Genomic DNA, 12,363 nt, shown 5'->3' with positions numbered 1-12,363 from the left:
GGCAATGACAGAAATGACGGAAATTCGCGCCATTAGGTCGCAAATGGCTCGCCGTGTCGCAACTGGACCGCGCGCACCCTTCCCCGGCCTTGTGCACCGTGGGTCCGATCAAAGTGTCTCAGGCCTGAGACAGATCCGTGAAACAGACCCAAAAAGGCGGCATTTCACTCTTTGCGATTGCGGGGTAGCCGAGTCACGCTAGGCTCGCATAAAATTGGAGGCTCTTTATGCAACTTACCGATTCCCGCGATATCTCGGCGGATCAAGAGACCGTCTACGCTGCGCTTCTGACACCGGATGTGCTGAAAGAATGCGTGCCGGGTTGTCAGGAACTGACCGGAACGCCGGAAGACGGGTTCGAGGCCACCGTGGTTCAAAAGGTCGGCCCGGTGAAAGCCACGTTCAAGGGAACAGTGACGGTGTCGAACATGAATGCGCCCGAAAGCCTGACCCTGTCGGGCGAAGGCAAAGGCGGCGCGGCCGGTTTCGCCAAGGGCGGCGCCGACGTCCGGCTGGAGCCGATCGAAGGCGGCACGCGTCTGCATTACGACGTCGAAGCCAAAGTTGGCGGCAAACTGGCCCAGCTGGGCAGCCGCATCATCGACGGGTTCGCCAAAAAGATGGCCGACCAGTTTTTCGAGAATTTCGCCAATGCTGTCGAAGGCCCGAAAGAAGAGGCCGAGGCAGAGGAAGGCCCGGGCGATCAGCCCAAAAAGGGATGGTTCAAACGGCTGACAAGCTGATCCATCCGCCAGCGAAATAAGCAAGCAATAGGGAGGAAATCATGAAAATTTCAATGACGGTCAATGGCAAGACCATGTCCGGAGACGCCGAAGGCCGCACCCTTCTGTCCAGCTTCCTGCGGGAAGAACTGGGCCTGACGGGCACTCACATCGGCTGTGACACGTCGCAATGCGGCGCCTGCACGGTTCACGTGAATGGCAAGCAGGTCAAATCCTGCACCATGTTCGCCGCAGAAGCGGATGGCGCAGACGTCGCCACCATCGAAGGCATGGCGAATTCCGATGGCACGCTGTCCAAGGTTCAGCAGGCGTTTCAGGATCATCACGGGCTTCAGTGCGGGTTCTGCACGCCGGGCATGGTGATGGCGATCACGTCGCTGCTTGAGGTGAACCCCAAGCCGACCGAGGCCGAAATCCGCCACCATCTGGAAGGCAACATCTGCCGCTGCACCGGCTACCACAACATCGTCAAAGCCGCGCTGGCCGCATCCGGTCAGGACGTGCCTGCGGTCGCAGCAGAATAAGCCATTATCCCGGCGCCTGTGCGCCGTGACATGACATCGGCGCCGGAGGAGGCGCCACCCCAAAGGGAGGAATACCCATGCCTAAGGACGGCATTGGCGCCAGCACCAAGCGGCGCGAAGACCTTCGTTTCCTGACCGGTCAAGGCCGGTACACGGACGACATCAACCTGAACAAGCAACTCTATGTGCATTTCCTGCGCTCTGACGTGGCACATGCGACGCTGAATTCCGTCGACACCTCGTCCGCTGCGGACATGCCCGGTGTGCACCGAATCTTCACCGCCGCCGATTTCGACGGTGTGGGCGGTCTGCCCTGTGGCTGGCAGGTGACGGACAAGCATGGCCAACCCATGCAGGAACCCAAGCACCCGATCCTGGCCGAGGGCAAAATTCGCCACGTCGGTGAAATCATCGCCGCCGTCGTCGCTGACAGCATCGAAGAAGCGCGCGATGCGGCCGAAGCGATCGTCGTGGATTACGATGAGCTTCCGGCGGTCATCAACATGAAGGACGCCGTCAAGGATGGCGCGCCCAAGGTGCATGACGACCTGACCTCGAACCTTTGCTACGACTGGGGTTTCGTCGAAGAAAACAAGGCCGCCGTGGACGAAGCTTTCGAGAAGGCAGCCCATGTCACCACGCTAGAGCTGGTGAACAACCGCCTTGTCGCCAACCCGATGGAGCCGCGCGTGGCCGTCGGCGACTATACCGCGCATGACGACATGTCGACGCTGTATACCACGTCGCAGAACCCGCATGTGATCCGCCTGCTGATGGGCGCATTCGTTCTGGGTATCCCCGAGCATAAGCTGCGCGTTGTGGCCCCTGACGTGGGCGGTGGTTTCGGCACCAAGATCTTCCACTACGCCGAAGAAGCCTTCTGTACCTTCGCAGCAAAACAGCTGAAGCGCCCGGTCAAATGGACGTCCTCGCGGTCCGAGGCTTTTGTGTCCGACGCGCATGGCCGTGACCACGTGTCGAAGATCCAGATCGCTCTGGACGCCGACAATAACTTTACCGCACTGCGCACCGACACCTACGCCAACATGGGCGCATATCTGTCGACCTTCGCACCGTCGGTTCCGACGTGGCTGCACGGCACGCTGATGGCGGGCAACTATCGCACGCCGCTTGTCTACGTGAACGTGAAGGCCGTCTTTACCAACACCGTGCCTGTCGACGCCTATCGCGGCGCTGGCCGGCCCGAGGCGACCTATCAGCTGGAACGCTGCATCGACAAATGTGCCCGCGAACTGGGCGTCGATCCGGCGGAACTGCGTCGTCAGAACTTTATTAAGCCTGACCAGTTCCCCTATGCGACCCCGGTCGCGGTGGAATACGACACCGGCAACTACCACGCCACGCTGGACAAGGCGCTTGAACTGGCCGACGTCGCCGGGTTCGAAGCGCGGGCAGAAGAGTCGAAGAAGAACGGCAAGATGCGCGGTCTGGGCATTTCCAACTATATCGAGGCCTGCGGCATCGCACCGTCGAACCTTGTTGGTCAGCTGGGCGCCCGCGCCGGTCTGTACGAATCCGCTACCGTTCGCGTCAACGCCACTGGCGGCATCGTGGTCATGACCGGATCGCACAGCCATGGTCAGGGACATGAAACGACCTTCCCGCAGGTGATCGCCGACATGATTGGCATCAGCGCGGATCAGGTGGAAATCGTGCACGGCGACACCGCCAACACGCCGATGGGCATGGGCACCTATGGCTCCCGCTCCCTCGCCGTGGGCGGGTCCGCGATGTTCCGCGCGACCGAAAAGATCATCAACAAGGCCAAGAAGATCGCGGCCCATATGATGGAAGCTGCCGAAGGCGATATCGAGCTGAAGGACGGTCAATTCACCGTTGCTGGCACCGATAAATCGCTGGCTTGGGGGGATGTGACGCTGGCCGCTTACGTGCCGCACAACTATCCGCTGGATTCGATCGAACCGGGGCTGGAGGAAACGGCGTTCTACGACCCCGCGAACTTCACCTACCCGTCGGGCACCTACATCTGTGAAGTCGAAGTGGACGAAGGCACCGGCAAAGTCGACGTGCTGAACTTTACCGCGGCGGATGACTTCGGCAACGTCGTCAACCCGATGATCGTCGAAGGTCAGGTCCACGGTGGCGTGGGTCAGGGCATTGGTCAGGCCATGCTGGAAAACTGTTCGTATGATGCGGACGGTCAGTTGCTGTCGGCGTCCTACATGGACTACGCCATGCCGCGCGCATCGGACATTCCGATGATCACGGTCGACCATTCCTGCCAGACGCCCTGCACGCACAACCCGCTTGGCGTTAAAGGCTGTGGTGAGGCCGGTGCGATCGGATCCCCGCCCGCGCTGGTGAATGCGGTGCTGGACGCGCTGAACCGGAACGGTCATGCTGTCGAACATATCGACATGCCCCTGTCCCCGTCGCGGGTCTGGTCCGCGATGAACGGCTAAGTCACGATAGGAGAAACAAGATGTATAACTTTGAATTCGTCAAACCCTCCTCTGTGGATGAGGCCGTGGCGGCGCTTAAAGACGAAGACGCGCAGCCGCTGTCGGGCGGGCAAACCCTGATCCCGACGATGAAACAACGCCTGAACCAGCCGTCAAAGCTGGTCAGCCTTTTGGGGATTTCCGATCTGGTCGGCGTGTCCTCTTCTGGCGGCACGTTGACGATTGGTGGGGCAACCAACCACGCCACCGTCGCAGCCGAGGCGTCGGATTACCCGGGCCTCGCGGCCCTGGCGTCCAACATCGGTGATCCTGCGGTGCGCAACCGCGGGACCATCGGCGGATCGCTAGCCAACAATGACCCGTCGGCCTGCTATCCGGCGGCGGCTTTGGCGTCGGGCGCGACCATCGTGACCAATTCGCGGGAAATCGCGGCGGACGACTACTTTGAAGGCATGTTCGCCACGGCGCTTGAAGAAGGTGAGATCATCACCGCCGTCAAGTTCCCGATCCCAGAGGCGTCGAACTATCAGAAGTTCGAACAGCCCGCGTCGCGCTTTGCCCTGACGGGCGTGTTCGTCGCGAAGTATTCCGACGGGGTCCGCGTGGCCGTGACGGGTGCGTCGAACAACGGCGTGTTCCGCTGGACGGAAGCCGAAGAGGCTCTGTCGTCGAACTTCTCGGCCGACGCGATCTCTGGTCTGTCTGTGCCGTCGGACGACATGATCAGCGATCTGCACGGGTCAGCGGCCTACCGGGCGAACCTTGTGAAGGTTCTGACCGGTAGGGCTGTTACTGCCTGCTCCTGATATCGTCTGGGATTTCTGAAAAATCTGAAACGCCATCCCTTGGGGTGGCGTTTCGCATTTAGGCCTGCACCCAATCCTTAGCGTAATTGACCCTGTCACATTCAGCAAAGCGCGCCATCCGGTTCAATTCGGCATCCAGCTTTGCCAGCCGCCCTTTTGCGGGTTTCACGCCCGGCTCTAGCCAAAGCTTGGTCACGTCCAGAACGCGGTTTTTGCGATCCGCCTTCATATCGATCCGACCAATCAGCGTTTCGCCTTCGAGGATGGGAAAGACATAATACCCGTATTGGCGTTTAACCTCCGGCACAAAGATTTCAATGCGATAGAAGAACCCGAACAACCGCTCAGCACGCGTGCGGTCCCTCAGCGCCGGGTCGAAAGGGCTTAGGATGCGGACCCGGTTTGGGGCTGGGTCCAGAGTTAGCGCCGCCTCGACCGTGCCGGGCCAGACGACGGATTTGCGCGGCTTGCCATCCACGCCCAAAACATCGATTTCCTGCAGGCGACCTGACGCCAATCCTTCAGCGACCCAGTCCTTTGCCTCGGCAGGGAAGACGTGATCCCAGAAGGCCGCGATCTCTCCGGACGTTGCAAAGCCTAGACGGTTCAGTGCTTCGGTACAGAACCATTCGATAGCCTCGCCATTGTCCGGCACAGGCTCAGCGCAGGGATCAGGATAGGCCTTTTCCGGAATTTCATAAAATTTCTGAAATCCCTGACGCTTCGAAATCGCAAGCTGTCCGGTCCGCCACAAAAACTCCAACGCCGCCTTGGACGGATGCCAGTTCCACCATCCACCAGACTGCCCGCGATGCTCATCCGCGATCAGTTCTGACGACTTGCAGGCCCCGTTTTCAGCGACATGGTCCAACACCCGCTGCAATTCGTCCAGATACGCCCCACCCTGCCAGTTCTGCCACTTCTGCGATAAACGCTCATAAGACCTACGGAACGGCAGATGCCAATAACGATAGAACTCTGCAGGAATGATCGCCGCGTCATGCGTCCAGTGTTCAAACAGCAGCCGATCCTTTTCCAACAATCGGGTCAGCGCCTTAGGGCGATAGGCCGGTCGACGAGCAAACAGGATCATATGGTGCGCGCGTTCAACCGTGCTGACGCTATCGACCTGAACGAAACCCAGATCGCGGATCACGCTCAGCAGATCATCGCCCTTCCCCGGCCCAACGGGTGGGGTGCCCAGAAGGTGTTTGTGCAGAAACAGCCGTCGCGCGGTTTGATTATCCAGAACCGCGCGGGCCATCAGCTGGCGCGCAGGGTGTCACCCAGATTGATTTTGGGCGTCAGCTCGATCTTGCCGCTCTCGGCCTCTTCGCCATTCAACCGCTTCAGGATCAACTCTGCCGCACGCCGCCCGATATCCTGACGGCAGGAATCCATCGTGGCCAGTTTCGTCGGCAACCCATGCAAGAACTGCACGTCGTTGAACCCCGCCAGCCCGATGCGGTTCGGTATGTCGTACCCCTGCTCTTGCAGCCACAGCAGACCACCCGCACCGATCATGTCATTGGAGTAATAGAGAAAGTCCAAGTCAGGAGAGCGCTTCATCATCTGGATCGTCATCTCACGACCCTTCGCCAAGGCCGATCCGTCGCTGTAGAATTCCTGATCCTCGATCTCCACCCCGCCTTTTGCCAGCGCCTCGGTGAAGCCTTCGAACCGTTTGCGCGCGCGGTGGTCGAGGCCCAGTTTGGTCCCCATGAAACCAATCCGTTTATAGCCCGCCTTCAGGATAGCGTTGCCCATTTCGCGACCGGCCCGGCGATGCGAAATACCCACCGCCGCGTCGATGGGCTGACCGTCCACGTCCATGATTTCCACCACCGGGATCCCGGCTTCGGCCAGCATGGTGCGAGATGGGTCGGAATGCTCCAGCCCCGCGACGATCACGCCCGATGGACGCCACGAAAGCATTTCGTACAGGACCCGCTGTTCTTTTTCCGGCGAATAGTCTGTTACGCCAACCACCGGTTGCAGCTCTGTCTCCTCCAGCACGCGGCTGATGCCCGACATAACTTCGGGAAAGACCATGTTCGACAAGGAAGGGATGATCACCGCGATCAGGTTGACCCTTTGGCTGGCCAATGCGCCCGCAATCTTGTTGGGCACATACCCAAGACGGGTCGCGGCCTCCAACACCTTTTCGCGAGTGGCGGCGGATACGTCGCCGCGGTTGCGCAGTACCCGGCTGACCGTCATTTCCGACACTCCCGAAGCTTCTGATACGTCACGAAGGGTCAGGGGGCGGCGATCGTTGGGGGGCAAAGCGTAGGTTCCTGTAACTGATACCGAATCCTACTCTGCCCCCTGACACCGTTCAAGCGGCAACGGCGAGCGATCCCCGCCGTTGCTTATCTTCACTTAAAACTCTGCCCATTCGTCATCCGACACATCGGCCGCACTTGCGATCCGGTCGTTGACGACCATCTGCCGCGCCGGCGCAACAGGCTGGGTCGGCACCGGTGCCGGAGAGTTCGCGACCTTGCTGGTGTCGACCTTGAAGGCGGCAGAGACCTGCATGAGCTTGTTCGCCTCCTGCACCATCGTTTTGCCGGTTCCATGCACCTGGCTGGCGACGGCGGCGTTTTTCTGGGTCACGCCGTCCAACTGGTCGACCGCCGTGTTGATTTCCTGCAGGCCGACCGATTGTTCGCGCGCGGCAGAGGCGATCGACGATACAGAGCTGGATACCTTGTCAAAATCGCCGATCAGGCTTTCGAAAGAGCTTCCGGCCCGTTCCACCAACTCCACACCGCTGGCCACGTTGTCCGCACTTTCCAGGATCAGCGTGTTGATCTCTTTCGCGGCATCGGAGGAGCGTTGCGCAAGCGCCCGCACCTCGGAGGCGACGACCGCAAAGCCACGCCCCGCTTCGCCTGCGCGGGCAGCTTCGACGCCGGCGTTCAGGGCCAGAAGGTTGGTCTGGAACGCCAGGTCTTCGATCACAGAGGTTACTTGCGTGATCTTCTGCGACGAGGTCGAGATCTTGTCCATCGCGGTCATCGCTTGGCTCACGACCTGACCGCTGGTGACCGCATCGGCCTTGGCCCGGCCCATAACGCTGTCTGCATCGCTGGCCGCGTCGGCCGTTGACTTGACCGAGGCCGACAGTTCGGTAATGGCCGCGGCCGTTTCTTCCAGGCTGGCCGCCTGTTCGATAGCCTTTTGACTAAGATCGTTGGAGGCGTTTTCCACATCGCGGGCATTGCCGTCGATTTCCTGCGCAGCCGATAGAAGGGCAGCGACAGTTTCGTTCAGCTTGGCCAATGCCGCGTTGAAGGCATGGCGCAGGTCTTCATATTCCGGCGCGAAGGCCACCTCGATCTGAGCAGTCAGGTTGCCCTGAGCCAGCGCACCGATGTTTCGGGTCAGATGCTGGACAACCTGTTGCTGTTCCTGCGCTTTCTGATCGTTGCGGATCTGCTCATGCTCTGCCACTTCCAGCTTGCTGCGCAGGCTTTCAAGGTTGCGGGCCAAGTCGCCGACATCTTCGCGACGCTCTGTCATTGGGACCGGGGTGCTGAGATCGCCATCGGCCATTCCCTGCAGGCGCTGTCCGACCACGCCGAAAGGCTTTGCAATCGCGGCCCCGACCAGCCAGCCGATAAGAGCCAGACCAGCCATCAGCGCGGTGATCTGCATCAGCAGCATGTTGCGCAATTCGGTGATCGGCGCCATCAGTTCTGCATCGCTTTGCCGGGCGGCGATGGCCCAGGTGACACCATGAAAATTCATTGGTTCTGCCATCACGTGGTCCGTGCCGCCAAGACGTCCGGGTACCGTGATGAACGCGGATTTGCCGCTTTCCAGAGTTTCGGTCAGATAGGCCGTCTTTTTCACAGTCTGCAGAAACGCCTGACCGCCTTCGAACCGCGAATCTGACCGGGCCTTGAAATCATCACCGACGGCGTAGGTTTCACCGGTTTCGCCAAAGCCGGTGTCGTTGTTCAGGATGTCGTTCAACTGACCAACAGGCATCTGCAGAACCAGAACGCCTTTGACCTCTGCGCCGACCATGATCGGGGTGGCCATAAAGCTTGCCGGGGCGCCACCACTGGGCGCGTACTCACTGAAATCAAAAAAGGCGGTTTCGCCAGTGTTCATCGACATGGCGGATCGATAGGCATTTGCCAGGTCTGTCCCGCGCCATTGGCCATCGTTTAGGTTGGTGGCAAAATCAGCCTCTTTATAGACGCTGTAGACAACGTTGCCGTCGGCATCGATCAGGAACAGGTCGTAGAAGCCATGTTCCAACATCATCATCCGATAATAGGCGTGGTACTTGGCATGTACGAGGTCATATTGCGATCCGTCGCCAACCGCCATTAACGCATCTTTTTGCCCGGCAGGATTGGGGTTTTGGTGGATATAGGCCTGCTGCAGCGCCTGTGTCTGACCTTCCCCCAACGTGCGCCATGCCAGCGAAAAACTGTTGATCGCAGCCAGCGTGGTGGGATTGGCAGCCTCGGAAATGATAGACTTTTCAGACTCTTCGAAAAGCTTTTCCAATTCCAGTGTTCGGCTGTGCAGGCTGGATTCGAACTTACGCTCAATCTCTTCCATCAGGATCGACCGGGCGTTGAAGAACGACGTGATCGCGATCACCGCCGCGATCAGCGCGCCAAGCGATACGATGATAAAGGGTAGCTTCGCGGCAAGACGCATTTGCGCGACAAGGTTCAGGGGGTTCATACGGGACAATCCACCAGCAGAGCTAGCGGAAAGGCTGGTCACAGGTGCCGACATAACGTGGTCCTTTGGCTGGGTTTCGCGGATTTCCCGCAATCGCAAGACATGCCACCCGGCGGATTCCGGGCGGACTTGGGCGCACCATGACCCGCCAAGTCTTAACATCGGCCTTCCTTGACGCATTTTTCCTGCATGTTTTTGCGCCCCCACGATTTTTCGACCGTTTCAGTGCGCGCAGACATGACAGCGCGCCCCACCTTCGTTATGAGAGGCGCGCGTGGTCCCGTGGCTCAACTGGATAGAGCAGCCCCCTCCTAAGGGGCAGGTTGCAGGTTCGAATCCTGCCGGGATCACCACCGCTTTCCATTCCGCGTCAAAGCCGCCAATGTGCGGGGCAACACGATTTGGCATTACTTGGGGGGCGGACATGGACCGGACCGGCGCACGCATTCTTGTGGATCAGTTGATGATACAGGGGGTCGATCGGGCCACCTGTGTGCCGGGCGAAAGCTATCTGGCGGTACTGGATGCACTGATCGGGTCGGGCGTGGACCTGCTGACCTGTCGGCAAGAAGGCGGCGCGGCCATGATGGCGGAGGCCTATGGCAAGATGACGGGGCGTCCGGGCATCTGTTTCGTGACCCGCGGGCCGGGGGCGACCAATGCGGCGGCAGGCGTGCATGTGGCGATGCAGGACAGCACGCCGATGATCCTGTTCGTCGGTCAGATCGGCCGCAAAATGCGCTATCGCGAGGCGTTTCAGGAACTGGATTACGGCGCGGTCTTTGGCACGATGGCCAAATGGGCGTTCGAGATCGACGATGCGGCGCGTATCCCCGAACTGGTGGCGCGGGCGTTCCGCGTGGCCACCCAAGGCCGACCCGGCCCCGTGGTCATCGCCCTGCCCGAAGACATGCTGACCGACGTGGTCGACGTGGCCGACGCGCCAAAGGCAGAGCCGATTGAGATGGCGCCGTCGTCAGGCGGGATCGCCGCGCTGACGGAACGGTTAGAAAAGGCCGAGCGCCCGATTGCTATCCTTGGCGGCGGTGGATGGCGAGGTGACGCGCGGGACGCGATGATCGGCTTTGCGGAACGTTTTGCCCTGCCTGTCGCCGTGCAATTCCGGCGCGGCGGGTCCTTTCCGGCGGACCATCCGAACTATGTCGGCGATCTGTCCATCGGGGCCGCGCCCAAGCTGGTGCAGGCGGTCAAGGACGCCGATCTGGTGCTGATGCTGGGCGGGCGCATGTCGGAAAGCCCATCGCAGAACTACACCCTGTTCGACATTGGCGTGGCGGATGACCGGATCGTCCATCTGCACCCCGACCCAGAAGAGATCGGGCGCGTCTATCAACCGGGCCTTGGCCTGATCGGTACCGCGGGCGGCTTTGCCGAGGCGGTGGCGGACCTTCCCGGCCCGAACAAACAATCGGAATGGGTCGAGACGTTACGTTCCAATTATCTTGACTGGTCCACTTATCCCCTGCCCTTGCCCGGGTCGTTCCAGATGGGCGACGTGATCTGCTGGTTGCGCGACACGCTTGGGCCCGACGCAGCGATCACCAATGGTGCGGGCAATTTCGCGACGTGGATCAACCGGCATTACCGGTTCCGGGATCAGGGGTCTCAACTGGCGCCGACCTCTGGGTCGATGGGCTATGGCCTGCCTGCCGCGGTGATGGCGAAACGACACCGGCCAGAACGTGACGTGGTCTGCGTGGCGGGTGACGGCGACATCATGATGACGGTGCAGGAACTGGCAACCGCCGCGCAATATGACATTCCGCTGATCGTCGTCGTGGTGGATAACGGCATGCTGGGCACGATCCGGATGCATCAGGAACGCGAATATCCCGGTCGGGTCTCTGCCACCGATCTGAAGAACCCCGACTTTGCGGCTATGGCGGTCAGCTTTGGCTGTCATGCCGAAACAGTGCGGGACTCGGCCGATTTTGCCGAGGCGTTCACCCGCGCCAAAGCGAGCGGTAAGCCTGCCTTGATCCACTGCTTCCTTGACCCCGAGGCGCTGACGATCGGCAAAACCCTGTCCGAAGTTCGGGGGGCGTCCTCGTGATCCCGTTCTTTGATGGCCATAACGATCTGCTGCTGAAAATGACGCTTGGGCGGATGACGGCGGAAGAGGTGCGGGATGGTCACAAGGCCGGACAAATTGACCTGCCTCGCGCACAACATGGCGGGTTGGGCGGCGGGTTCTTTGCGCTGTTCGTGCCGACGCCCGGGGCGGCAGGCATGGATATGGCGGCGATGCGGCGCGACAGCTACGATCTGCCGTTGCCCGATCCAGTAGACCATGCGACCGCGCTGCGCGAAGTCCGCAAAGGCATCGATCATTTCGACCGCTTGGCCGAGCTTGGGGTCATCACGCCCTGCACCACCGCGGCCGAGGTCGAGGACGCGATCCACGGCCCAACCCTCGCCGCCGTCCTGCACATGGAAGGGGCCGAAGCGATTGGTCCCGACTTTGCTGAGTTGGATGAATTGTATGCCCGTGGGCTGCGCTCACTCGGGCCGGTCTGGTCGCGGCCTACGGCCTATGGGCATGGGGTGCCGTTCCGGTATCCATCCACGTCGGACATCGGACCGGGGCTGACCGAGGCAGGCAAGGATCTGATCCGCGAATCCAACCGCCGCCGCATCATGGTGGACCTGAGCCATCTGAACATGGCCGGGTTGAAAGACGTGGCCGCACTATCCGACGCACCGCTGGTCGCGACCCATTCGAACGCACATGCGGTGACGCCTTCTGCCCGCTGCCTGACAGATGACGAATTGCGGATCATCGCGGACACGGACGGCATGGTCGGCATCAACTTTGGCACCTGCTTCCTGCGGCCCGATGGCAAGTTTATCACAGAGTGTCCGGTGGACCATCTGCTGCGGCATCTCGATCATCTGCTTGGCATCATGGGAGAGGACGGGGTCGGCTTTGGGTCTGACTTTGACGGGGCTTTGGTGCCGGACTGGATGCAGGACGTCAGCGGGTTGTCCGTGCTGAGCGAGGCGCTGGTGACACATGCAATTGGTGAGGCGCTGTTGGAAAAGCTGTTGTATCGCAATTGGCTGAGGGTGCAGCGGGCGACGTGGGGCGCGTGACCAAACACGCCATTAACGT

Annotated in this window: 9 protein-coding genes and 1 tRNA gene; 7 read left to right on the top strand and 3 right to left on the bottom strand. The window is 60.6% G+C overall.

Annotated features, from left to right (window positions below; genetic code table 11):
• Positions 1-227 precede the first annotated feature (227 nt).
• From ACI3GR_RS01005 to ACI3GR_RS00990, 4 genes are all read left to right on the top strand, one after another.
• Positions 228-743 (top strand): SRPBCC family protein, encoded by a 516-nt coding sequence (locus ACI3GR_RS01005; protein WP_407491929.1) that lies wholly within the window; start codon positions 228-230, stop codon positions 741-743.
• Positions 744-781: 38 nt separating this feature from the next.
• A complete protein-coding gene (locus tag ACI3GR_RS01000) occupies positions 782-1,267 on the top strand; it encodes a (2Fe-2S)-binding protein (RefSeq protein WP_407493578.1) in 486 nt (161 codons plus the stop codon).
• 77 nt (positions 1,268-1,344) lie between these two features.
• On the top strand, positions 1,345-3,711 hold the full coding sequence (locus ACI3GR_RS00995; RefSeq protein ID WP_407491928.1) for a xanthine dehydrogenase family protein molybdopterin-binding subunit: 2,367 nt from the start codon (positions 1,345-1,347) through the stop codon (positions 3,709-3,711).
• Positions 3,712-3,731: 20 nt separating this feature from the next.
• Positions 3,732-4,517: an FAD binding domain-containing protein gene (locus tag ACI3GR_RS00990; RefSeq protein ID WP_407491926.1), complete on the top strand. Its 786-nt coding sequence runs from the start codon at positions 3,732-3,734 to the stop codon at positions 4,515-4,517.
• Between the two features lie 58 nt (positions 4,518-4,575).
• On the opposite strand, the gene ACI3GR_RS00985 is transcribed toward ACI3GR_RS00990, so the two are convergent.
• The 3 genes from ACI3GR_RS00985 to ACI3GR_RS00975 form a co-directional block, all read right to left on the bottom strand.
• A complete protein-coding gene (locus ACI3GR_RS00985; protein WP_407491925.1) occupies positions 4,576-5,781 on the bottom strand; it encodes a winged helix-turn-helix domain-containing protein in 1,206 nt (401 codons plus the stop codon).
• Complete coding sequence (locus tag ACI3GR_RS00980) at positions 5,781-6,803, bottom strand: LacI family DNA-binding transcriptional regulator (protein ID WP_407491923.1); 1,023 nt, start codon at positions 6,801-6,803, stop codon at positions 5,781-5,783. Before ACI3GR_RS00980 ends, ACI3GR_RS00985 begins: the two co-directional genes overlap by 1 nt.
• A 96-nt stretch (positions 6,804-6,899) precedes the next feature.
• Complete coding sequence (locus ACI3GR_RS00975) at positions 6,900-9,284, bottom strand: methyl-accepting chemotaxis protein (RefSeq protein WP_407491921.1); 2,385 nt, start codon at positions 9,282-9,284, stop codon at positions 6,900-6,902.
• A 222-nt stretch (positions 9,285-9,506) separates the two neighbouring features.
• Between ACI3GR_RS00975 and ACI3GR_RS00970 the strand changes: the two genes are divergently transcribed.
• The 3 genes from ACI3GR_RS00970 to ACI3GR_RS00960 all read left to right on the top strand — a co-directional run bounded on the left by ACI3GR_RS00970 (position 9,507) and on the right by ACI3GR_RS00960 (position 12,344).
• A tRNA-Arg gene (locus ACI3GR_RS00970) sits at positions 9,507-9,583 on the top strand.
• A 71-nt stretch (positions 9,584-9,654) separates the two neighbouring features.
• On the top strand, positions 9,655-11,304 hold the full coding sequence (locus ACI3GR_RS00965; RefSeq protein ID WP_407491919.1) for a thiamine pyrophosphate-binding protein: 1,650 nt from the start codon (positions 9,655-9,657) through the stop codon (positions 11,302-11,304).
• Positions 11,301-12,344 (top strand): dipeptidase, encoded by a 1,044-nt coding sequence (locus ACI3GR_RS00960; protein WP_407491918.1) that lies wholly within the window; start codon positions 11,301-11,303, stop codon positions 12,342-12,344. The genes ACI3GR_RS00965 and ACI3GR_RS00960 overlap by 4 nt, the downstream gene beginning before the upstream one ends.
• Positions 12,345-12,363: the final 19 nt, after the last annotated feature.

The organism is Pseudooceanicola aestuariicola (assembly GCF_045763785.1).
GTDB lineage: Bacteria > Pseudomonadota > Alphaproteobacteria > Rhodobacterales > Rhodobacteraceae > Pseudooceanicola.
This window is presented reverse-complemented; position numbering and strand designations above follow the sequence as displayed.

What these genes read in the sequence shown, in the direction of transcription:
- ACI3GR_RS00975 (WP_407491921.1), bottom strand. Translation starts at nt 9,284, where the DNA reads ATGTCGGCACCTGTGACCAGCCTTTCCGCTAGCTCTGCTGGTGGATTG.
- ACI3GR_RS00995 (WP_407491928.1), top strand. Translation starts at nt 1,345, where the DNA reads ATGCCTAAGGACGGCATTGGCGCCAGCACCAAGCGGCGCGAAGACCTT.
- ACI3GR_RS00985 (WP_407491925.1), bottom strand. Translation starts at nt 5,781, where the DNA reads ATGGCCCGCGCGGTTCTGGATAATCAAACCGCGCGACGGCTGTTTCTG.
- ACI3GR_RS00965 (WP_407491919.1), top strand. Translation starts at nt 9,655, where the DNA reads ATGGACCGGACCGGCGCACGCATTCTTGTGGATCAGTTGATGATACAG.
- ACI3GR_RS00990 (WP_407491926.1), top strand. Translation starts at nt 3,732, where the DNA reads ATGTATAACTTTGAATTCGTCAAACCCTCCTCTGTGGATGAGGCCGTG.
- ACI3GR_RS01005 (WP_407491929.1), top strand. Translation starts at nt 228, where the DNA reads ATGCAACTTACCGATTCCCGCGATATCTCGGCGGATCAAGAGACCGTC.